Annotated in this window: 12 protein-coding genes; 8 read left to right on the forward strand and 4 right to left on the reverse strand. The window is 45.3% G+C overall.

What is annotated here, in order from left to right; genetic code table 11:
* The first annotated feature begins 195 nt into the window (after window positions 1-195).
* From rpoB to DR864_RS18050, 6 genes are all read left to right on the forward strand, one after another.
* Window positions 196-4,053, forward strand: a complete 3,858-nt coding sequence (gene rpoB, locus DR864_RS18025; RefSeq protein ID WP_114068271.1) for a DNA-directed RNA polymerase subunit beta — start codon at window positions 196-198, stop codon at window positions 4,051-4,053.
* A gap of 75 nt (window positions 4,054-4,128) precedes the next feature.
* On the forward strand, window positions 4,129-8,460 hold the full coding sequence (gene rpoC, locus DR864_RS18030; protein WP_114070350.1) for a DNA-directed RNA polymerase subunit beta': 4,332 nt from the start codon (window positions 4,129-4,131) through the stop codon (window positions 8,458-8,460).
* 136 nt (window positions 8,461-8,596) lie between these two features.
* The gene (locus tag DR864_RS18035; RefSeq protein WP_114070351.1) at window positions 8,597-10,906 is read left to right on the forward strand and encodes a glycoside hydrolase family 20 protein; all 2,310 of its coding nucleotides are present in this window, start codon (window positions 8,597-8,599) and stop codon (window positions 10,904-10,906) included.
* A 233-nt stretch (window positions 10,907-11,139) separates the two neighbouring features.
* The gene (locus tag DR864_RS18040; protein ID WP_114068272.1) at window positions 11,140-13,494 is read left to right on the forward strand and encodes a TonB-dependent receptor; all 2,355 of its coding nucleotides are present in this window, start codon (window positions 11,140-11,142) and stop codon (window positions 13,492-13,494) included.
* Window positions 13,495-13,524: 30 nt separating this feature from the next.
* A complete protein-coding gene (locus DR864_RS18045; protein WP_114068273.1) occupies window positions 13,525-14,445 on the forward strand; it encodes a DUF4249 domain-containing protein in 921 nt (306 codons plus the stop codon).
* A 154-nt stretch (window positions 14,446-14,599) separates the two neighbouring features.
* A complete protein-coding gene (locus tag DR864_RS18050; RefSeq protein WP_114068274.1) occupies window positions 14,600-16,276 on the forward strand; it encodes a hypothetical protein in 1,677 nt (558 codons plus the stop codon).
* 9 nt (window positions 16,277-16,285) lie between these two features.
* Here DR864_RS18050 and DR864_RS18055 read toward each other — a convergent pair whose 3' ends face one another.
* Window positions 16,286-17,785, reverse strand: a complete 1,500-nt coding sequence (locus DR864_RS18055) for an ATP-binding cassette domain-containing protein (RefSeq protein WP_114068275.1) — start codon at window positions 17,783-17,785, stop codon at window positions 16,286-16,288.
* 169 nt (window positions 17,786-17,954) lie between these two features.
* Between DR864_RS18055 and DR864_RS18060 the strand changes: the two genes are divergently transcribed.
* Complete coding sequence (locus tag DR864_RS18060) at window positions 17,955-19,172, forward strand: acyl-CoA dehydrogenase family protein (RefSeq protein ID WP_114068276.1); 1,218 nt, start codon at window positions 17,955-17,957, stop codon at window positions 19,170-19,172.
* A gap of 62 nt (window positions 19,173-19,234) precedes the next feature.
* Here DR864_RS18060 and DR864_RS18065 read toward each other — a convergent pair whose 3' ends face one another.
* Window positions 19,235-19,957, reverse strand: coding sequence for an SIMPL domain-containing protein (locus DR864_RS18065; RefSeq protein ID WP_114068277.1), 723 nt, complete (start codon window positions 19,955-19,957; stop codon window positions 19,235-19,237).
* Between the two features lie 77 nt (window positions 19,958-20,034).
* Entirely contained in the window at window positions 20,035-21,972 is a 1,938-nt protein-coding gene (locus DR864_RS18070) for a family 10 glycosylhydrolase (RefSeq protein WP_162793924.1), read from the reverse strand.
* A 224-nt stretch (window positions 21,973-22,196) separates the two neighbouring features.
* Here DR864_RS18070 and DR864_RS29870 point away from each other — a divergent pair, with 224 nt between their 5' ends.
* Window positions 22,197-22,340, forward strand: coding sequence for a WCX domain-containing protein (locus DR864_RS29870; RefSeq protein ID WP_162793926.1), 144 nt, complete (start codon window positions 22,197-22,199; stop codon window positions 22,338-22,340).
* A 63-nt stretch (window positions 22,341-22,403) separates the two neighbouring features.
* Here DR864_RS29870 and DR864_RS18075 read toward each other — a convergent pair whose 3' ends face one another.
* The gene (locus DR864_RS18075) at window positions 22,404-25,013 is read right to left on the reverse strand and encodes a carbohydrate-binding domain-containing protein (RefSeq protein WP_114068279.1); all 2,610 of its coding nucleotides are present in this window, start codon (window positions 25,011-25,013) and stop codon (window positions 22,404-22,406) included.
* Window positions 25,014-25,070 lie beyond the last annotated feature (57 nt).

The raw sequence follows: 25,070 nt of genomic DNA on the forward strand, positions 1-25,070 counted from the left end.
TAAAACTCTCCGTTGGGGATGAGAGTTGAGTTTCATCTGAAACACTTCGCCACTCGTAGGAGCGATGCAGAGGGATGAAAACTTTTTGAAAACTACGAGGCGTGCTAAGTTTTTTGTAAACTAATCATTGATTTCCAGCGTTATACATTGTCACACTGACGTTGGGCTCTATCCACCAAAAAAACTTATAAAGCCTTGGTAACCAAACAACCTCCACGTAAAAATTTCGCCCGGATTAAGCCTGTTATTGACTATCCGGACTTCCTGGATGTGCAAGTTCGTTCTTATCGTGAATTCGTTAATTTAGACACTGCGTCTGAAGAGCGTCACAAAGAAGGCTTGTATAAGGTATTTCAGGAAAACTTTCCTATTTCAGATTCCCGCGAAAACTTCGTACTTGAATTTGTCGATTATGCACTTGATCCACCGAAGTATTCGGTAGATGAATGTATCTCTCGCGGATTAACGTATTCTGTGCCGTTGAAAGCAAAATTGCGCCTTAAGTGTAATGATGCCGACAACGAAGATTTTGAAACCATTGAGCAGGAAGTGTTTTTGGGAGCAATCCCTTACATGACCGTCAAAGGTTCTTTTGTTATCAATGGTGCCGAGCGTGTTATCGTTTCACAATTGCACCGTTCACCAGGCGTGTTTTTCTCAATGAGCAAACACACCAACGGAACAAAACTATATTCGGCCCGTATTATTCCATTCAAAGGCTCTTGGATTGAATTCTCAACCGACGTCAACAACGTAATGTATGCGTACATTGACCGGAAAAAGAAATTCCCAGTTACTACCCTTTTACGCGCAATTGGCTTTGGCTCTGACAAAGAAATCCTTGATTTGTTTGAACTTTCGGAAGAAATTCCAGCGACTCAGGCAAGCTTGAAAAAAGCCGTTGGCCGTCGTTTGGCGGCGCGGGTTTTGCGCACATGGACAGAAGACTTCGTAGATGAAGATACTGGTGAAGTGGTATCTATCAGCCGTAACGAGGTTTTGCTAGAGCGTGATTCTATTGTATCAGCCGATGACTTGGACGTGATCCTTGACTCGGGTCAGAAATCTATTATTCTGCACCGTGAGGACATGAACATGGCGGATTACAATATCATCTATAATACGCTGCAAAAAGATAGTTCTAACTCAGAAAAAGAAGCGGTTGAGCAGATTTATCGCCAATTGCGTAACGCAGAAGCACCTGACGAACAAACGGCCCGTGAAGTAATTCAAAGCCTGTTTTTCTCAGATAAGCGTTATGACTTAGGAGATGTAGGACGCTACCGGGTAAATAAAAAATTGCAATTAGATATTTCAATGTCAACCAAGGTGTTAACTACCCAAGACATTGTGTCCATTGTAAAATACTTAATCGGCCTTATCAACGCCAAAGCCGTAGTGGATGATATTGACCACTTGTCGAACCGCCGTGTTCGTACCGTGGGAGAGCAGCTATGGGCCCAGTTTGGGGTAGGTTTGGCGCGTATGTCTCGTACCATCAAAGAGCGTATGAACGTTCGGGATAACGAGGACTTTAAACCGATTGATTTGATTAATGCCCGTACATTATCGTCGGTTATTAACTCATTCTTTGGTACAAACCAGTTGTCGCAGTTCATGGACCAGACCAACCCTCTGGCAGAAATTACGCACAAGCGTCGTATGTCTGCACTAGGGCCAGGTGGTTTGAGCCGCGAACGCGCTGGTTTTGAGGTTCGTGACGTTCACTATACGCACTACGGACGTCTTTGTACGATTGAAACGCCCGAAGGTCCAAACATCGGATTGATTTCTTCCCTTTGCGTGTATGCCAAAACAAACAGCATGGGCTTTATCGAAACGCCTTACCGCGTGATTGATAATGGTAAATTGACCAATGAACTGGTTTATCTGACGGCCGAAGAAGAAGATTCACGTTATATCGCGCAAGCCAATGCGTTTGTTGATGATAAAGGGAACTTCCTGATTGATAAAATCAAGACGCGTTTTGAAGGTGACTTCCCAATGGTGGATCCTTCGCAGGCGTCGTTGATGGATATTGCCGCCAACCAGATTGTATCGGTAGCCGCTTCTATGATTCCATTCTTGGAACACGATGATGCTAACCGTGCTTTGATGGGCTCAAACATGCAACGTCAGGCAGTGCCGCTTCTCCGTCCTCAGGCACCTATCGTAGGTACTGGTTTGGAAGGACGCGTTGCCCGTGATTCGCGTGCATTGGTTGTAGCGACTGGAAATGGAGTGATTGAGTTTGTGGACGCCACCAAAATTGTTGTTCGCTACGAGCGCACCCATGAAGAACGCCTTGTAAGTTTTGACAGTGATGTTGTTACTTACAACTTGGTTAAATTCCGTCGTACCAACCAAGATACTTGTATCAACCTTCGTCCAATGGTGCTGAAAGGCCAAAAAGTGGAAAAAGGTGATATTTTGAGCGAAGGGTACGCAACTGAAGCTGGAGAATTGGCTTTGGGACGTAACTTACTTGTAGCCTTCATGCCTTGGCAAGGATACAACTTTGAGGATGCTATCGTAATCTCAGAAAGAGTTGTTCGTGATGATATCTTTACTTCAATCCACATCGAAGAATTTGATTTGGAAGTACGGGATACCAAACGCGGAGAAGAAGAATTGACGGCTGAAATTCCGAACGTAAGTGAGGAAGCGGTTAAGAATCTTGACGAAAACGGTATTGTTCGTATCGGAACAGAAGTAAAAGAAGGAGATATTTTGATTGGTAAGATTACTCCTAAAGGAGAGTCAGACCCAACGCCAGAAGAGAAACTGTTGCGTGCCATCTTTGGTGACAAAGCGGGTGACGTGAAAGATGCTTCTCGTAAAGCACCTCCATCGATGAAAGGTGTGGTCGTTGATACCAAGCTTTTCTCTCGCCCAGGCCGTGATGAGCGCGTTAAGCAGAAGGATGAGTTGAAAGTGTTAATGAAAGCGTACAGCCGCGATTTGACCAAACTTCGTGAAGTCATCATTGATAAAATGGTGGAACTTCTCGATGGTAAAACAAGTGCGGGAGTAAAACATAAATTCGGCGAAGATATCATCAGTAAAGGGGTGAAATTCAGCCGTGTTAACATCATCAATAACGTATTCCCTGACAAAAACCCTTACCGGGATGAGGCAGGTTATGTCGTTGCGGAAGAAGTAAACTTGTTGGGCGATTTAATTATCGAAGGTTGGACAGAAGATCCTACAACCAACAAGATGTTGTTTGAAATGGTGAAAAACTATCAAAAACGTCGCAACGAAATTGCTGGACGCTTCAAGCGCGACCGCTTTACGTTGGAAGTTGGAGATGAACTCCCTGCGGGTATCGTGAAGTTGGCCAAAGTATATATCGCCAAGAAGCGTAAGCTGAAAGTGGGTGATAAAATGGCTGGTCGTCACGGAAACAAAGGGGTTGTGGCAAAAATCGTTCGCGATGAAGATATGCCTTTCCTTGCTGATGGAACACCGATGGATATCGTGTTGAACCCACTGGGGGTACCTTCACGTATGAACATTGGTCAGATTTATGAGACCATTTTGGCTTGGGCCGGCAGAAGATTGGGCCGCAAATATGCAACGCCTATTTTCGACGGAGCTACTGAGGATCAAGTTGTTGCTGAATTGAACGAAGCTGGAATTCCTGAATTCGGACGTACACCACTTTATGATGGTCAATCAGGAGATATGTTTGACCAAAACGTAACAGTAGGTATCATGTACATGCTGAAATTAGGTCACTTAGTGGATGATAAAATGCACGCCCGTTCGATTGGACCATACTCCCTCATTACGCAGCAACCATTGGGTGGTAAAGCCCAGTTTGGAGGACAGCGTTTTGGAGAAATGGAAGTGTGGGCACTCGAAGCATTTGGAGCGTCGCACATTCTGCAAGAGATTTTGACCGTGAAATCGGATGACGTTATCGGACGAGCAAAAGCGTACGAAGCGATTGTGAAAGGTGAAAACCTTCCGAAACCAAATATTCCTGAATCATTCAACGTATTGATTCACGAGTTACGAGGTCTCGCTCTCGAAATCACAATGGATTAATTCTCATTGCCTTACAACGTTTTGTGTTGTAAGGCAATGCTTTCAAAAATCATTTTCACAAAAACAATATCCGAAATGTCATTCAAGAAAAACAAGAAAATCAATAGTGACTTTTCGCGGATTACCATCAGCTTGGCGTCGCCAGAGTCTATCTTGGAGAGCTCTTATGGCGAGGTAACCCAGCCGGAGACAATCAATTATCGGACTTATAAACCTGAAATGGGCGGACTTTTTTGCGAGCGCATCTTCGGACCGGTAAAAGACTGGGAATGTCACTGTGGTAAATATAAGCGCATTCGTTACAAGGGTATTATTTGCGACCGTTGCGGAGTTGAAGTAACGGAGAAAAAAGTACGCCGCGAACGGATGGGACACATCGAGTTGGTTGTGCCCGTAGCTCATATCTGGTATTTCCGTAGCTTGCCAAACAAAATCGGTTATCTCTTGGGCCTTTCTACCAAGAAATTGGACCAAATCATTTATTACGAGCGTTATGTAGTTGTTCAGCCGGGTATCAAAGCGGAAGACGGAGTCAATAAAATGGACTTCCTGACCGAAGACGAATACTTGGACATCGTGGATAAACTGCCGCGCGAAAACCAAATGTTGCCTGACACTGACCCCAACAAATTCATCGCTAAGATGGGTGCCGACGGGTTGGAAATGTTATTGTCACGCACACAATTGGACGAATTGTCTTATGAACTGCGCCACAATGCAGCCAATGATACCTCACAACAGCGTAAAGCGGAAGCGCTGAAACGTCTGAAAGTAGTGGAAGCCCTCCGTGATGCCAACACCCGTATCGAAAACCGCCCTGAGTGGATGGTGATTCGTATGGTGCCCGTGATTCCACCGGAATTGCGTCCATTGGTGCCATTGGATGGTGGACGTTTTGCTACTTCTGACTTAAATGACCTGTATCGTCGCGTAATCATTCGTAACAACCGATTGAAGCGTTTGATCGAAATCAAAGCTCCTGAGGTGATTTTGCGTAACGAAAAACGGATGTTGCAAGAAGCGGTTGACTCTTTGTTTGACAACAGCCGTAAAGTAAACGCCGTTCGTTCCGAAGGAAACCGTGCTTTGAAATCTCTTTCCGATATGTTGAAAGGAAAGCAGGGCCGTTTCCGTCAAAACTTATTGGGTAAACGTGTTGACTATTCTGGTCGTTCGGTAATTGTAGTAGGCCCTGAACTCAAATTGCATGAGTGCGGACTTCCTAAAGATATGGCGGCTGAGTTATTCAAACCGTTTATTATCCGTAAACTAATCGAACGCGGAATCGTAAAAACGGTTAAGTCTGCGAAGAAAATCGTTGACCGTAAAGACCCTGTGGTTTGGGATATTTTGGAAAACGTGTTGAAAGGACACCCCGTGTTGCTCAACCGTGCTCCAACGCTTCACCGTTTGGGTATTCAGGCGTTCCAACCTAAGTTGATTGAAGGAAAAGCCATTCAGCTGCACCCACTCGTGTGTACGGCGTTCAACGCTGACTTTGACGGTGACCAAATGGCGGTTCACGTACCACTAGGACAAGAAGCTGTGTTGGAGGCATCTATGTTGATGCTTTCGTCACACAACATCTTGAACCCAGCCAACGGTGCACCAATTACGGTACCTTCACAAGACATGGTTTTGGGCTTGTATTACGTAACTAAAGGACGCAAATCAACACCAGAGATTCCAATCATTGGAGAGGGTGGTATATTTTACGGGGCAGACGAAGTCATCATTGCCATCAACGAAGGCAAATTGTCGAAACATGCTCATATCAAATGCCGCGTAACGGTTCGTAACGAGGATGGTACATTGGAGAAGAAATTGATTGATACCGTAGCGGGTCGAATCCTTTTCAACCAGTTTGTTCCTGAATCAGTAGGATACATCAATGAATTGTTGACAAAGAAAAAATTGCAGCAAATCATCGGTCACGTATTCAAAATTGCGGGTAATGCGCGTTGTGCTCAGTTCTTGGATGAAATCAAGCACTTAGGCTTCCAGACGGCATTTAAAGGTGGGTTGTCGATCGGTTTGGGTGATATCAAGATCCCTGATGAAAAATGGCAGCTTATCGATGGAGCCAAAGGTGAAGTTCAGGGTGTGATGGACAACTTCATGATGGGTCTGATCACGGAAAACGAGCGTTATAACCAAATCATTGACGTTTGGACGCGTACCAACACCAAGTTGGCTAATACGCTTCTGACGCAATTGGAAAATGACCAGCAAGGATTCAACTCAGTATATATGATGATGCACTCGGGAGCCCGTGGTTCTCGCGAGCAGGTACGTCAGTTGGGTGGTATGCGCGGTCTGATGGCTAAGCCTCAGAAAAACCTGGCGGGTGGCGTAGGAGAGATCATTGAAAACCCGATTCTGTCAAACTTTAAAGAAGGTCTTGACGTATTGGAGTACTTCATCTCTACCCACGGTGCACGTAAAGGTTTGGCGGATACCGCGTTGAAAACGGCCGATGCAGGTTACCTGACCCGTCGTTTGCACGATGTGGCCCAGGATGTAGTCGTAAACGAAGAAGATTGTGGTACCCTGCGCGGTATTGAAATCTCGGCGTTGAAAGACAACGAAGACATCGTTGAGCCATTGGCAGAACGTATCTTAGGTCGTGTATCGGTTCACGATATTTTAGATCCGCTTACTGGTGAGCTAATCATTGCTTCAGGAAGCGAAATCACGGAAGAAATTGCGTCTCGCATCGACGAAACCAGCATTGAAGCCGTTGAGATTCGTTCGGTATTGACCTGCGAAACCCGCAATGGGGTTTGCTCGAAATGCTACGGACGTAACTTGGCGTCGGGACGTATGGCCGAAAACGGAGAAGCTGTTGGGGTAATTGCCTCACAGTCAATCGGAGAACCAGGTACACAGCTGACCCTTCGTACATTCCACGTGGGTGGGGTTGCGCAAAACATTGCGCAAGAAGCCTCCATCAAAACCAAGTTTGACGGTAAAGTGGAATTTGAAGATATGCGTACGGTAGATTCGACCGATAACGAAGGAAACCCTGCTACCATCGTGATGGGACGTTCGGGTGAAATTCGTATCATCAGCGAAGCCAACGGACAAGTACTGATTGCAAACAACGTACCTTATGGGGCTACATTGTTGGTAAAAGAAGGACAAAAAGTAACCAAAGGACAAGAACTTTGTAACTGGGATCCGTACAACGCCGTTATCTTATCAGAATTTAACGGGGTAATCGAATACGAAGCGATTGAAGAAGGTATTACGTTCCGCGAAGAAATCGACGAGCAGTCGGGCTTCCAAGAAATGGTAATCATCGAAAGCCGCGACCGTACCAAAAACCCAGGTATTCTGGTAAAAGGAAAAAGTCCGCTTTTGACTGACATCGAAGAGAAAATCTATAACTTACCTGTGGGTGCTCGCCTGGTAATCAAAGATGGTGCCGTGGTGAGAACAGGACAGCCGTTGGCGAAAATTCCTCGTACGTTGGGTAAAACCCGCGATATTACGGGAGGTTTGCCACGTGTTACGGAATTGTTCGAAGCACGTAACCCGTCTAACCCTGCGGTAGTATCTGAAATCGACGGTGTGGTTATTTACGGTATCATCAAACGCGGTAACCGTGAAATCAACATCGAGTCGAAAGACGGTACTCGTAAAAAATACCTTGTGCCATTGTCGAAACACATTCTGGTACAGGACGGTGACTACGTAAAAGCTGGTGAGCCGCTTTCTGACGGAGCTATCACGCCAAGTGATATTCTTTCCATCAAAGGACCAACCGCCGTACAGGAGTACCTCGTAAATGAAATCCAAGAGGTTTACCGCTTACAAGGGGTGAAAATCAACGATAAGCACATTGAGTGTATCGTACGCCAGATGATGCAGAAAGTTGAAATTATGGATCCAGGTGATACCAACTTCCTCGAAATGCAGGCCGTTGATAAGTGGACATTCCGCGAAGAAAACGACCGTGTACTCGACATGAAAGTGGTAGAAGATGCTGGTGATTCAGAATCCCTCAAACCGGGTATGTTGATTTCTGCACGTCGTTTGCGTGACGAAAACTCAACGCTTAAGCGCCGTGATCAACGTTTGGTGACTGCCCGTGATGCTAAACCTGCGGTTGCTCAGCCAACCCTGATGGGTATTACGCAAGCGTCGTTGGGTACTGAAAGCTTTATCTCTGCGGCGTCGTTCCAGGAAACGACCAAAGTATTGAGCGAAGCGGCTGTACGCGGAAAACGCGATACCCTCGAAGGCTTGAAGGAAAACGTGATCGTAGGTCACTTGATTCCTGCCGGTACAGGTGCCCGTCGTTACCAAAAACTCATCATTGGTTCGAAAGAAGACCTCGAAACGGTGACAGAGTCACGCGAGCGCAACAGCTCTCGTCGTGGCAAACGTGAATTGGCGAATTAATAGGTTTCCAATTAGTTTATATAGTAAAACGCCCCGACTTAGGTTGGGGCGTTTTTTTGCTTTTGATGGGAGAATACTTTTTTCCAATTCCAGCCGTTTTTTAGTTCCTTTGTTTTTCAAACGATTTATTATGAGCATGAAAAAACTAATTTTCTTCTTTACACTTTGCACCTTACGCTTTACACTTCTTCAAGCCCAAGAAAATACCTATAATTTGATTCCCTTTCCTGCACAATTCAATGGAGGTGAGGGTACATTTGTATTAAATGCGCAAACTAAAATTATTGTTACGGCCAAGGATGCACCATTAAAACCCATTGCCCAAAGTTTGGTAACGACGTTGAAAACGGCTTCAAAATTACCTTTAGCCGTTGCCGCAACAGCTACACCAACGGCCAAAAACATAATTTATATTCGTCTAAATAAAGCATTAGGACTTGGTACAGAAGGCTATAAGTTAAGTGTAAGCGCTGACCGGGTAATGCTAGATGCAGGAACACCACAAGGTGCTTTCTACGGGTTGCAAACCATTCTGCAACTATTACCGACGTCTGTTTTTAGTCCCGTACCTGTCGAAAATGTTTCATGGTCGATGCCTGTTTGTCAAATTCAGGACAAACCCCGTTTTGGTCATCGTGGCCTCATGCTGGATGTCAGTCGGCATTTTATGCCCGTTTCGTTTATAAAAAAATACATTGATTTGTTGGCCTTGCACAAAATGAACATTTTTCATTGGCATTTAACCGATGATCAAGGCTGGCGCATTGAGATAAAGAAATATCCAAAACTGACTCAAGTCGGCTCAAAGCGAAAAGAAACGCTCATGGGTCAGTATTCAGAAAACTATCCTCAAAAGTTTGATGGAAAGGAGAATGGCGGTTTTTATACCCAAGCCGAAATCAAAGAGGTAGTAAAGTATGCCCAATCAAAATACGTAACCATTATTCCTGAAATTGAATTGCCCGGACACTCTTCGGCGGCATTGGCGGCCTACCCTGAGTTGGGTTGTGAGCCTTCAAAAAAATACGAAGTGGCCACCAAATGGGGCGTAATGAACGACGTTTATTGTCCCAACGAGAAAACTTTCACGTTTTTGCAGGATGTGTTGACAGAAGTATTTACCTTGTTTCCAGGGAAATATGTTCATATTGGAGGAGATGAAGCCCCCAAAGATGCTTGGAAGCAGAGCGCTTTTTGTCAAGATTTAATTAAAAAATTGAATCTCAAAGATGAACATGAACTGCAAAGCTATTTCATCAAGCGTATCGAAAAGTTTGTTAACTCCAAAGGGCGAGCCATTATCGGCTGGGATGAGATTTTGGAAGGTGGCGTAGCGCCCAATGCCACGGTGATGAGCTGGCGCGGTACCCAAGGGGGCATTGAAGCCGCCAAGCAAAAGCATAACGTCATCATGACTCCCAATACTTATTACTACCTAGACTATTATCAGGCCAATCCTGCCAAAGAACCTTTGGCTATCGGTGGGTATTTACCCATTGAAAAAGTATATGAGTATGATCCAGGGGCAGGTTTTTCTCCGGAAGAACAAAAATACATTTTGGGAGTTCAGGGCAATGTTTGGACCGAATATATGCCTAGCCCTGCACAGGTAGAATACATGACGTTCCCACGCGCCACGGCCATTGCCGAAGTGGCTTGGGTGCCTTCGGGCGGAAAGAATTTTGAAGATTTTGCCACGCGCCTGAAAGAACATTTAAAACGATTAGATTACCTGAAAGTCAATTATTCAAAACGAATTCTGGACGTGCGGGCCGTGACGCAGTTTAATAACCAAGGACAATTGCAGGTTCGGTTGGAAAAACTGGACTCCGACAGCAAAATATATTATACCACTGATGGCAAAGAACCATCGACTAGCTCGACCGAATATTTAATGCCCATTACGTTGGATAAAATCACCACGATAAAGGCCATCACAACGGCGGGAGCAAAGTTTGAAGAAAAGTTTTTCATTCATCGTGCCAAAGGAAAACCCTATACCTACGCCAATGCACCGGCCGAAGGCGTGGATACCGACAAAAAGAAATTGACCGATGGACAAGTCGCGCAAAGCCCTCGAAACAGCGCCGAATGGGTGCGTCTGTCGGGCAAAGATTTTGAAATTACGATTGATTTAGGAGATGTAAAACCTGTTACCAAGGTCTCTGCCAATTTTCTCAAAGTGATTATGAACAATGTATTTCCACCTACGTCGGTCGAAATTGGCCTTTCGCGCGATGGTGAAAGCTTTAAAGATGCATTGGCTCAGCCTGTAAAGTACGCACTGGAGGGCCCGTGGGAGATTATGCCAGTAGTGGCAGATTTTAAAACGGCCCGTGCCCGTTATATTCGAATTCGCGCAAAAAACGCTGGTCCAGCTCCCGAAGGACATCCCGCTGCAGGACGCCCTACTACGATTGCAATGGATGAAGTAGTGGTAGATTAACTTTTTTAAAAGATACACCAAAAGCACTGCTTCGGCGGTGCTTTTGCATTTTTAATACCTGTATTCTTCCCGTTTACGCCGTTTTTAAGGCACTTCATCCCAATTTTATCTTATTTTTTTGAACAATGAAGTAGGTTTGCAACGTTTCTATATCAGAAAAGTACAAACATATAGATAGGGGAACCCTCCTCGCAGGTTGTCATTTAAAAACAATCAATAACCCATCATCAGCTATGAAACAAATCTTAACGAGTCTGGTCTTTCTTTTAACGCTTACCTACGGATACAGCCAAGAACGAAAGACCGTAAGCGGGTACATAAAAGATGCCTCAGACGGCGAAAGCCTGATTGGCGTATCGGTCTATGTGCGCGAAATTGGCAACGGAACCGTCACCAACGATTATGGCTACTATGCGCTTAATCTGCCAACTGGGACTTACACATTGGTTTTCAATTACATCGGTTACGAAAAAATCGAAAAAAAAATTGAGCTTACCGCCGATTTAAAACTCAGTCTCGAACTCAAAGATGAAAGCCTTAAGCTACAAGAAGTCGTTATCAAGACTACAAAAGAGGACGAGAACGTCAAAAACATCGAAATGTCGGTCAATAAGGTGGAAATGAAGACCATCCGCCAAATGCCGGCATTGTTGGGTGAGGTAGATCTAGTGCGCAGTATTCAGTTGTTGCCAGGGGTGACAAGCGTAGGAGAGGGGGCGAGCGGTTTTAACGTTCGTGGGGGTAATATTGACCAAAATTTGGTTCTGCTGGACGAAGCCCCCGTCTTTAATTCTTCCCATTTGTTTGGCTTTTTCTCGGTTTTTAATCCCGATGCCATCAAAGACGTCAAGTTGGTGAAAGGAGGTATTCCTGCACAATACGGTGGGCGTATTTCCTCTATTCTGGACGTGAGGCTCAAAGAAGGGAATTCAAAAAAGACAGAAATTAACGGCGGCGTGGGCACAATCTTCTCTCGGTTGAGCTATGAACGGCCTTTTGCCAAAGGAAAAGGCTCGTTTATTGTAGCGGGTCGTCGGTCGTATATTGATGTGTTGGCCAAGCCATTTTTGAGCGGAGATTTGAAAGGGTCGCGCTTTTATTTCTATGACTTTACGGCCAAAGCTAATTATCGGATTGACGACAAAAACACCGTTTATGCCTCTGGTTATTTTGGCCGCGATGTGTTTGGCGCTGACTTCGGGTTTGATTGGGGAAATCAAACCGCCACGGCGCGTTGGAATCACGTGTTCAACAACAAACTTTTTATGAATTTTACCACGTTTTATTCGAATTATGACTACGGATTGGAATCAGACCGCAACAATACGAGCAAAACTGGCGATAAATTCAAGTGGAATTCAAACATTCAGACGTGGAGCCTGAAACCTGATTTTACGTATTACTTAACGCCAAACAATACGGTTACGTTTGGGGGGCAATACATCAACTATACTTCAAAGCCTGGCACTGCATTGGCGATTTCGAGCGGGGAGTCACGCAACATTAGCCTCGACGCGCGCTACGCCGATGAATCGGCGCTGTACATTGGCAATGAACAAAAAGTAAACGATTGGTTATCGTTTCAGTACGGAATTCGCTATTCGCATTTTAGAAATCTGGGTCCAGGAACCAACTTTGAATTTCAGGAAATCGTCAAAGGGGAGCGTAAGATTCCCGTTTCAGAAACCAAATATGAAACGGGGGTAATCAATGAATATGGAAATTGGGAGCCGCGTTTTTCGACAAAAATTGAACTTTCGCCATCAACTTCTATCAAAGCCAGCTATAACCGTACCGTGCAGTATTTGCATTTATTGTCCAACACCGCCGCAAGTTCGCCGTTGGATGTGTGGACGTTGAGTTCAAAAATCATTAAACCTCAAATTGCTGACCAAGTGGCGTTGGGGTGGTTTCAGAATTTTCAGGACAATACCTACGAAGCTTCCGTAGAGGTGTATTATAAAGACCTCCAAAACCAAATTGATTATGTTCGTAATTCGGATTTATTGCTCAATAAATACCTCGAAGGCGATTTGCTCTTCGGCAATGGTCGGGCCTATGGAGCAGAATTTTACGTAAAGAAAAACCGTGGAAAACTAACGGGGTGGCTGAGCTATACTTTGGCGCGTACAGAACGAAAAATAGAAGGAATCAATAATAACGGCTGGTTTCCCGCCCGTTTTGATAAAACCCACAATCTCTCAGTGGTAGGTTTATACCAACTGAATGAGCGTTGGAGTTTCTCCACCAATTTTGCCTTCAACACGGGTACGCCGGCTTCTTTCCCTACCAATCGCTTTGAATGGGGAGGATGGGCATTGCCTCAGAATGTAAATGATTCGCGCAATGCTTCGCGGATTCCTTCTTATCACCGTTTGGATTTTGGTGCTACGCTCAAATCCAAGAAAAAGCTGTTTGGCAAAGGGCAGGGGGAATGGGTTTTTAGCGTGTATAACGCGTACAACCGTCGGAATCCGTTTTCAACTTATGTACAACAAAATGAGGATAATAACCTCCAAACCGAGGCGGTGCGTTATTCCATCATTGGCAGTGTGATTCCTGCTGTGACGTATAATTTCAAATTTTGATCATTGATTTTTGACAATAGATACATTGCCATGAAAAAAATATTCGCTCAATTGTTTCTTTTTGCCCTCATTCTTAGCGCTTTGACGAGCTGTGAAGATGTCGTAGACTTAGATATTCCTTCAGGAGACCCTCAGTTGGTTGTAGACGGCTGGGTAACCAATCAAGCCACCGAACATACCATTCGCTTGACAGAATCGGCCCCTTATTTTGCCAATAGCCCCGCTAAGCCCGTACTGAATGCCAGCGTTATTGTTACCGACGATAAAGGCAAAGTTTTTACATTTAAAGACCTCAAAAACAACGGGTACTATGTGTGGAAACCAGCTTCGGCAAGTGATTCGCTGGGGCGCATCGGGGGAACGTATACGCTCAATGTTAAATTTGGCACGGAAGAATACCGGGCTACAACCAAACTCAATCGCGTACCCAAGATTGATTCAATGACGTATTTTTTCGATAAATTTCCTATTGCACCCAGCGACGGCTCGCCCCAAGAAGGCTATAAGCCAGAGTTTTTTGCGCGTGACCCTGTTGGCGTAGGGGATTGTTATTGGATAAAATCATACCGAAATGGTAAGTACTACAATAGCGCAAGCAATATCTCAACGGCTTTTGATGCGGCGTTTAGTCCTGGTGCCAATAGCGATGGCTTGATTTTTATTCTTCCGATTCGGCAATCGGTGGTGCCTCAGATAGAGTTTGCGCTTGAGAAAGATACGGTGAAAGTAGAGCTGCTAAGTGTGTCGCTAGAAGCGTATTATTTTCTCAACCAAGTACGTATCGAATCTACCAATGGTGGACTTTTTGCAACCCCACCTTCCAATATTTTTACCAACGTTACCAATGTCAACCCAAATGGACGCAAGGCACTTGGCTTTTTTGGGGCATCGGGGGTTAGTACTTTTCAAACAGTGATTGATGCCAAAAAGGCCAAGCCTAAGAATGGGTAAAATTACGCGATGAATTTCGTTGGTTTTGTATATTTGTTCCGTGCAAAACCATCCCAAACTTGTGGTGGGCGGTGACTTACAAAAACCTGACGGATTTGCATGACTGTTTCTATCCTGCAAATCTGTCAGGTTTTTCACGTTATAGCGTAAGCGTATGCCCAAACGAATTATTTTAGCCCTTGTTGCCGCAATCCCCGTTTTTGCCTATTTTGTATACCTATTTCGCTTCAGTATTCCATTTCCCAACGAGGATGACCTCCCCGTGATTTTTGGATTTATTAATCATGCCTTTCCCTTTGATGAACAATCCTTAAAGCTTTTTTTTACGCCGTTTCGTGAGCATGTCATATTACCGGCTAAAATAATTGCCTATTTACAGGTTATAATCAGCGGTTGTGTTAATCTTAAAACCATGGTTGTGGTCGGCAATCTTTGTTGGGTTCGGGTGGCGTGGTTGCTTTACGGGAGTTCGAAAGAGGCCAAAATGCCCTCCCTATACTTTTTGCCTGTTCTTTTTATTCTGTTTCAGCTTCAATTTACCGAAACGGCACTGTGGCCAATGGCCGTTTGGTCAAATATGGTGGTGATTTGGCTCGCCTTTGAATCCATCCATGTGTTGGTAAATAATGAGCAAAAGCTAAGTCGTTGGCATTTTGCATTGGCGTTTCTTTGTGCTGCAGGGGCGACTTTTTCCAACGGAAATGGGCTCTTGAGTATATTTATTGGCTTGGGCGTCTTAATCGTGCAGCGGGCGTCTCTAGCACAAATGGCGATATGGTCCCTTTTGGGTATTGTTTTTTTAGGAGGTTATTGGTGGGCCAAATCTCTTGGAGTGCCCGATGCTACATACGGTATTCAAACCAACCCTGTGCAGTGGCTTTTGGGGATTTGTCTGTTTATTGGCGGCTACGGAGATTTTATTTCGGGAAGTTTTAAATGGGTAGCGGCGGGCTTGGGAGCTGGGATAATGCTCGTTTTGCTTTTAACCAATTTCAAAACTATTCAGCAAGCGCGTTATTGGAGTTCCTCTACATTTAAGTTAACTGCTTATGCGCTTTTTGCCTTACTGACAGCGGCGGCTGTAGCCCTTTTACGTACTGAGCCTGTGGGCGCTGATGCTGCGTTGTTGGGTCGTTATCGGCATTATTCTGCCTTGCTTGTAGGGATTGGATACCTTATTTTGCTCATTCAATTACAAAATAATAAAGTCATTCTTCATCGGCTCTTTCTTGTGTTTTTAGGAGTCAGTATGGGTGTTTGGGGGTTATCTTATTACCGTGATTGGGGTTATCGCTACATGGAGTATCAGAAATTTTGGGCAGATACTTACAACATGCAACACAATAACCTGCTGTATCTGAACTGGAAGGACCAAAACGGTTTGCCCGAAATCTATCAAACTTCGCAGTCCCAAAATATAGTTTGTCAAACTGACTCCCCTTTGATGGATGTTAGCGCTCTAAAAACGGATTCATTGCTACCTTTTATTCCAACGACGCTAGAATGGGAAACAGTTTCGGAAGATACCGCCCGGTGTAGACGCGTAGCAACCGTAAAAACCGACACGCTCAGGTTTCAACTGAATCAAGGGGAGGCTTGGTTGTGGATGTTGAAAAGTAATCGACGTTTCTACTTTATTTCGGCCACAGCCACCAAAACCAATCCAATTCAGTTCTTGACCAAACAGCAGTATTTTAGGCAGGGTTTTGCTGGCGAGATTCCAGCATGTTTTCTTGAACGGGGAACCTACCAGCTCTTTTTAGTAAATGCGCGCAGAAGACAAGCGCCCCAGGTATTTCGTACCAATCGCTTCGTAGAAAGTGGTCAATAATGTTCTAGCTTAGATAACTTTTCCTTCTTCCAAACGCAACGTTTGGGTAACGCAGCTCGGAATTTCGTGGGCGTAATGCGATACGTAGATGAGCATACGCTCGGGCGTATCACAAATGATATCAACGACTTCCTTGAAATGTTCGACCGCCGCAAAATCCAATCCCTGACAGGGTTCATCCAAAATTAAAAGCGGCGGATTTTTGACCAATGCACGGGCCAAAAGTACCAGCCTTTGTTGTCCTTTCGAAATATTTTTAAACGGTTTTTCAATAAATGAGTTTACATTCAGCCACTCAGCCACCACGTGCGTACGTTGAATTTGTTCCTCGGTCAACTTCCTGAAATAAACCCCCGTAGCATCAAAAAAACCAGACGCAATGGCCTTAAAAACGGTGGTTTCCTGCGGGAAATACAAATGTAATTCGGGCGAAACGTGGCCTATTTTACTTTTTACATCCCACATTGAAGCGCCACCACGTTTGACGTCAAAAAGGTCATAGTCGTTGGCAAAACGCTGAGGATTGTCGGCGGTCAGGATGCTCAATAGCGTTGATTTTCCTGAACCGTTAGGCCCCACCAAAGCCCACTTTTCTCCTTTTTTGATCTTCCAATCTACGTTTATCAACACTTTCTTACTACCATAAGCCACGTTGATATTTCGCAGATTGACCGCCAACTCAAAATCTTGATGTACGGCTTGTGCTGCTTTATCATCCTGTAAAGGTCTATGTTCTGCGGTTAAATTCGTGCTCAAGTTTGTCTGGGGTGTGAATTCAGGGGATGAACTGCCTGAAGTCACACCCACGATTTTTCCTTCTTTCAATTCCAATACATTCGTCACGCTTTCGGGAATTTCGATCGAAGAAGTTACCAGAATGACCAAAATGCCTTCGTGTTTTAATTGCTTTAATGCCTCGCGCAAGACATCGCGCGAGTGTACATCCAAACCCGCAAAAGGATTGTCTAACAACAACAGTTTAGGTTTTTTGAGCAATGACCGTGTGAGCATCATCCGACGGGTTTCGCCGTTGGAAAGCGTGACAAAAGGGCGGTCGAGCAGGTGTTCAATGGAAAGCAGGCGGGCGGTTTTTAGTAAATCTTCTTCCGAAACAGTAGATTCGGGTAATTGTACCGAATGCTCATCTACCGTACCGACGGGTTTGAGTTGATTGGTCAACACGTCCCGTACGGTAGGTGCTATTTCAGCTTCAAAGCTGTGGAAACGCTGTTGATAATATTGGGCGGCCGAAGCTACGATTCGATTAAATGAATAATCGGAAGGGACTAGCTCGGCGACTTTTGACAGCAACACTTCACCGTACGAATGAGTAAGTTTTCCTCGCCAAACGGGCCATTTTCCCGCCAATACTTCCAGCAAAGTTGTTTTGCCGCTGCCATTTTCGCCCACAATGGCCCATTGTTCTCTAGGGAGAATTTGGAAATCCAACTCAGAAAGTATCACGGTGTCGTAACGACGTACAAAGGCGTTTTGAAGAGAAATGAGCATGAGGAAAAACGGTAATTCGTGGTCAAAATTAGAGCAAATAGTTGATTTTGTTGCCAATAATTTTGTAGGAATTGAATTATTGAGCTGACAAATAACCCATCATCTGTAAAGCTTTATTTTTTATATTTGGGGAGTCATTCTGCGTGCATAACAAACCTTAACCAACTCAATGGAACCAATCTTTGCCACCGACCGTACTCGGGAGTTATTGCCAAAAATCAAAGAATTTATTGAAAAAGAGCTGTATCCACTCGAAACCCCCGAATACCTCGCCCATGATTTTTCGCACGTAGAGCCTATTTTGCAGCAAAAACGCCAACTTGTCAAACAAGCAGGGCTTTGGGGGTTGCACTTGCCCGAAGAAGACGGTGGCCTTAACCTGACACTGTGTGAATTTGGACAAATCAGTGAAGTGCTGGCAAGTTCGCCGTTTGGGCATTTTGTGTTTAACACGCAAGCCCCCGACATCGGAAACACCGAACTCATGCACAAGTACGCGCCCCAACACCTCAAAGAGCGCTATTTAAAGCCACTCATGAATGGCGAAATTCGGAGTTGTTTCAGCATGACCGAGCCTGAATTTGCGGGTTCCAATCCTACCCGTATGGGCACAACAGCCGTGAAAGACGGCGACGATTACGTCATCAACGGTCATAAATGGTTTACCAGTTCGGCCGACGGTGCGGCTTTTGCCGTGGTCATGGCCGTGACCAATCCAGAAGCGGCCCCGCACAAACGCGCCAGCCAAATATTGGTGCCTATGGAAACGCCAGGCGTGAAATTGGTACGGAATATTCCCATCATGGGCCATGCGGGCGATAGTTGGGCGAGTCATGCGGAGATGCTGTACGAAAACGTACGCGTACCACAGGCTAACCTTATTGGTGCCGAAGGTGCGGGTTTTCTGTTGGCGCAGGAACGCCTCGGTCCGGGACGAATTCATCACTGTATGCGGTTTATCGGAATTGCAGAGCGTAGCTTTGACTTGATGTGCCGCTACGCCGTGAGCCGTGAGCTGGAAGAAGGGAAAGTGCTGGGCGATACCCAGTTTATTCAGGGATTCATTGCCGAAAGTCGGGCAGAGATAGATGCGGCTCGATTGCTGGTTTTGCGCACAGCGCACAACATCGACCAATTTGGCGCGGCATCGGTGCGGGATGAGATTTCGATGATCAAGTTTTTTACGGCCAATATGATGTTGCGCGTCATTGACCGCTCCATTCAAACCCATGGTGGGCTGGGCATGACCAGCGATATTTTACTCTCGTATTGGTACGCCCACGAGCGAGCCGCCCGTATTTACGACGGTGCCGACGAAGTACATAAATCGGCTCTGGCGCGGAGTATCCTGAAAGGGTATGGATTGGATGTGAGAAGAAAGAAATAATTTAGTCACGCAAAGATGCAGAGGTGCAAGCACACCTGCGTCTCTGCGTGACGGGGATATGGCTATTTGATTCTGAACGTGGCGTTCATGCGATAGCTATACTTGATTTTTTGGTATTCGAGGGCTTCGCCTCCTTCGGGTGCGGCATCGGCGGCCATCATGCGCACGTTGTATTGCGCCTGTTTGTACATTGGATATACGCTGCCTTCTTCCACTTCGTGGATTTCGAGTACTTCTCCCAATTTTTCACCGATAGATTCGAGCAAATAACCCGCTTTTTCCTTGGCTGCTTTGAGCGCATTGACTTTGACTTGCCGACGAAATTCCTCTTTTTTGGAGTGCTCCACGCGACTCATGTTGACGTATTCTACGCCTCGGTCGTCCACTTTGGACATTAGTTCATTGATGTTATTGGCATTTGAAAGTTTGAGTTGAAACTGCTTTCCTGCCAGAAAATGTTGAGGCTTTTTCTTGCCAGTCCACTCACGGTAGCCCGTTACGCCGCTGATGCTAAGGTTTTCTTTGGGCAAACCAGCGCTTTTTACCGCCTCAATAAGTTGTTTTTCAAGGGTTTCAAGAACAACTTTGTCTTTTTGATTTTTTTCGTCTTTGAAATATTCCTTCAACGAAATGGTAAAATACAGTTCGTCGGGAACCACCTCCAATTCGGCGGTACCCGTAACTTCGATTTTTTTGATGGGGTCTTTTTCCACGGCTGTAGTAGTTTGGGCAAAAGTAGCGGCACTTGCAGCAAGCAACAAGGCACTTAATACGAATCGTTTCATGGTTGTAATATAATTTGTTTGTGGGCTATCAACGAAGAAATGGACATGATTCGTGCCCTGATTTTTGTTAATACTTCCTAACGTTTCAAAACCATCTTAACGGTTTTTTGTACGGGACCCGCCATCAGACGCGCGTAATACGCGCCTTCGCTCAGGAATTGTCCATTGAATTTAACGGAATACGTGCCCACTTCTTGGGGTTTGTTCACTACCAACGCCCCCACGCGTGTGCCATGCGAATCGTACACATAGAGTGAGACTTCGGTGGCTTCGGTCAGTCGGTACCGAATGTCTATTTGTTGGTTGAAGGGATTGGGAAAGACTTCTAACAACTCTTCTGAATCGGTGGTGGGTATTTCAGCAATTTCTGGCTCGGCCTCTTCTTTTTCTTCTTCGGCGGCCGCAACGGCTTCCGTAGGCTCTTCATGAGGAGTAATGGGTGCCAGTAATTGCGAAGCCAACGGCAAAATCGGCTTGGGGGCCTCTTCCACTACTTCTACCGCTCGTTGTGTGGTAGAGATACTTACCACATCGGTTGGTTTACTTTCATTGTGAAGTCGGTTAAAAGCACTAATGGTGTAGTTGTATTTGGTGCCCGGGCTGACTTGCGTGTCGTTAAAAGTAAATGTATTTTTTCCTGCTTCATTTACGACAATGGCACGAATGGATAGCCCCGTTCGGAGGTCGATGGAGGCTTTGTTGATGCTTCTGTAGACAACGAAATAGCGGGCTTTGTCGCGCTCAGAAGTGAGTGTATAAGGATAAGACCACGTTAAGGTAATGGTGTTGTTATCGTTAAGTTCTGTTTCGAGGTCAGTAGGTACAGGTGGTGGAGTTGTGCTTTTCCAAGGCATGGCTGGAACAAGCGCTGGAGATTGATATACTTCCTGGCAGAGAATATCGCACAACTGATTGGGGTTGTTGCGAAGGGTTTTGGCGCTGAAAAGAATACTTCCGTGCACGTTGGCAAACGTTCGGTTATAGCGTATTTGATTCGAAACCTCCATCGGTCTACGCCAGTTGGCATCACTGTTGACTTTGTACACTCCGTGGCCGATGTAAAGGTGCTGCTCCGATACATTTTCGCTCCACCAAGGCACTAGATGCGTATAATTGGCCGAGCCGTTGCCCATGCTCCAATACACCTGCGGGGCGATATAGTCTACCCAGCCTTCTTGGATCCATTTGCGGGCATCGGCAAAATTTCCCGAATACGCTTCAAAACCGCGAGAGTTTGAGCCTTCTGCCGAGCTGCTGCGGTTTTTCCAAATACCAAAAGGAGATACTCCAAATTTAACCCAAGGCTTTACTCTTCTCAGACTGTCGGCAACGGCTTCAATAAGCAGATTGACATTGTCGCGACGCCAGTCGGCGCGGTTGGTAAACCCACGATTGTGCTCGGCAAAAGTAGCGTTGTCGTTGAGCGTGATGCCAGTTTGGGGGTAAGGATAAAAATAATCGTCGAAATGAATGCCGTCGACGTCGTAGCGGCGTACCACATCCATGACCACACGGGTCACAAAAGAGCGCACTTCGGGGCGGCCCGGGTCCAGAATCCGTAATGGGCCGTAAGATAACAGTACATCAGGACGGACTTTGGCAACGTGATTGGAAGCGAGCGAAGCCGTACGAATATCCGTCACGGCGCGGTAGGGATTCATCCACGCATGGATTTCGAGATTACGTTTGCGGCATTCTTGTATCATAAATGCCAGTGGGTCATAGCCTGGCGATTGTCCCTGCTGTCCAGTAAGCCATTCGGACCAGGGTTCTAGTTTGCTTTCGTAAACTGCATCACAGGCATTGCGTATCTGAAAAAACACGGCGTTGAGTCCGCGTCGTTGAATCATATCCAGCAAATCAATCAATTCTTGTTGTTGCCGGGCGGCAGAAAGCCCTTTGGTTGAAGGCCAGTCCACGTTTCCGACATTGGCAATCCACACCCCCCTAAATTCACGCTTGGGCTGGGCGAAGAGAGAAAAGCTGACCAAAAGGAGAAATAGAAGATTTTTCAAGGGCAATGTTCCTTTATCCACAATTGAAAATCAATCAACCACCCATACAAAGTGGAGTTGTAAAACAACGTAATGAAATACAGGTACAAAAGTAACGTCAATATTCCAAAAATTGTACTTGACTGCTGAATCAAAGTTACAAATACAGTGCCAGAGGAGCGGGGAGACGATATGCTTCTGTAATCAAATGGCTATTTTATAGAGGTTGGTATCATATCTTCTCTTTGGAAACTAGACTTTGTATCAACCGAAAGCTGATAGCTAAAATCAAGGAATTTGAAGCGGATGTAGAGGTGCTTGAACCAGAAGAGGTACGCCAAAAAATAGCCGAGACACTATGCAGTGCGTCGGCTTTGTATGAGGGGTAAAAATAGGAGGCAGGAGTTAAGAAGTAGGAAGAATGAGTCTTACTTCTTAACTCAAACAATTGGTTAGAAAGAGATCGTATTTACAGTAGCGGTACCTGAGGTAGTCGTTGTAGATTTCAATGTTGCGCCCGTATTTGAATACGTTCCGCTTGTATATACTCCCCACCCAGAAGATCCGCCGACAAAGCTTCCACCATTATAGCTACCGCCAAAGTATATTTTGTATTGAGTGCCTTTGGCTAAACTAGGGTTTGAGAAATGGAAATAATAGTTGCCGTTTTTAGGCTTAAAGGTGACCATATCTTTTCCAGTAGCATCTTCAATGTGCAAGACTGAAGTGGCGGCAAGTTGGGTGCTTGATGTTATGTACATACCTACTTGAGTAGAAGCTGATCCCATCGCTTTGGTCATTCTGCCATTAGAACCTCCCGAAATCAGGATGCCTCCGTTGATAAGGAAATTACCATTTACATCAATTCCTTCTTCGGGTGAGCTTGTTGGCCCGCCTATGATAGTCGTTCCACCTTTTATTGTAAGATTTCCGTTGCTATCTATTCCATCGCTTCCGGTCACTATTAATATACCTCCGTTGATATTGATATTACTTCCATCGTTTGATTCTGTGCCGCCAGTAGTTGTACCCATAGAAGCATTAATTCCATCATTTGAAGCGGTCACATTCGTAACGCCACCCTCAAACGTAATCGTTTTAGCTTCTATGCCTTCGGTCGATTTTGTGATATTGATAGTGCCGTCATTTATTGTAACGGACGTTTCTGATTTTATGCCGTCATCGGTTGCAGCAATGTTCAGTGTACCGTTGTTGATCGTGAAAGCGCCATCGCTTTTAAAGCCTTTGGCTTCGCTGGTTGTGGAAGTATTATACGTAAATTTCGTTCCAGTGGCTGAGATGGTTGTTTTACCTCCGCTAACGGTAGCAGTGCCATCTACTGTGATACCTTTTGCGCCACTTCCTGTGCTGCTTACAGTGAGGTTACCGCCTTTTATGGCTAAATTTTTGTCGCAATTGATACCCGCAGGTGCCGCAATATCCGAATCTTCCGTATCATAGAAAGCCGCTCCCGAAGTGGTGATTTTTACCGTACCCGCAGTCAAAGTAAAATCGCCACCTGTTTTTATCCCTTTTGAGCCTTTGCCCGAAACCGTTAGCGTTATGGCATCACCTGTGCTGATGGTAGTATAACTTTCACTCTTAATAGCATTTCCTTTATCACCTGTGGTTGTTACGGTTATTTTTCCTCCTTTGATTAAAACATACGGCGTAATTGTCGCATCGGTGCCATCATACGAAGCCGTTATTCCATCATTAACACTATTGACTGCAATTGTTCCACCATTAACTGCTATGTAGCCCTCTTCAGCTTCAATACCATTGCTGCCCGACGCCGTGATGGTTACACTTCCGTTATCCATCGCAAAATAATTATTGGCATGAATGCCGTCGCTTACCGCTGATTTTACGATGATGGTGGCGTCACTCACGTAGATATAATCATCAGACACAATGGCGTGTTTATTATTGGCGGTTACGTTTAATGTTCCCGTTCCCATAAAACTCAATTGGCCTTCGCTGAAAAATGTTCCTTTTTGGTCTTCTTTGCTTGTGGTGTAAGTGGCTCCATCTACTAGCGTATTCGTTCCCAGTACATTAATGGTTGCTTTCTTGCTCGACTGAATATTAATCGCTGGGCCGGTGCTGTTTGTCAGGCTAACACCTTTCATGGTAATGTTGAATTTATATTCGCTATAAATCTTGAAGCTGCCTTTGCTTGCAGTGCCCGATAGCAGATATACAATTTCTTTGGTGGTATTGGTAGAGGTAACGGTCACGTCGGCTCCGCTTACGGCTACACTTACTCCATCATTCTGAAAGGCGTTATTTACGGTTGCACTTGTACCCGCATATACCACTAATACGGTATCTTTAGCGGTTGTGCCCGTGCTCGAAGCATTAATGAGTATCGAAACCGTACAGGTCTGTCCCCCAAAACTTAAATTAAAAACAGCCGTGCCAGTAGACGTGGGTGTACCCGAAATTGTATAGGCCAAACTTCCCGAGCCATTGGCTAATGTACCAGCAACTAAGGTTGCTGTTAGACCTTCTACGCCTGTTGATGAGGCAGTAGAGACATCGTATGTTCCTCCATTTCCGCCGGTATAGGTGAGTGTTGCGGTACCTGAATAAGTTACTCCGTTTGTTCCCGTGGCAGGAGCAACTGTCCCAGTAAGTGTAGAGATAGTCGCTTTAGAGGTAACAACAGGTAAAGCTAACGTACACGTCTGTCCCCCCAAATCTATTGAAAAATTCGCTGTGCCTGCAGAGGCAGGAGTCCCTGTTATTACAAAACTGGCGGTTCCGCTTCCGCTTGTCAAAGTACCTGCTGATAATGTGGCCGTCAGACCGGTCACTCCTGAGGATGCTATAGCATTTCCTTCGGGGTAGGCAACGCCATTACCTCCTGTATAAGGTACACTTGCAGTAGCGGTATAGGATGTTCCGTTTGTGGCGGTAGCTGAAAATGTAGCGCCCGAACAGTTCAAAGCGGTGACAGTTGCAGGAGTGGCGGCTGTTATTTCAGGGTCTTTACAGGCTTGGAAAATCAAAATAAAAGCCAACAGGATGCCAACGGCCGCAAATTTTTTTCTATTCATGATATTGGTGGTTATTATAAAATAGTACTTGTGGGGTAACGTTTTGGGTTTCTTTTT

This window comes from Runella rosea, assembly GCF_003325355.1.
In the GTDB taxonomy this organism is placed as follows: Bacteria; Bacteroidota; Bacteroidia; order Cytophagales; family Spirosomataceae; genus Runella; species Runella rosea.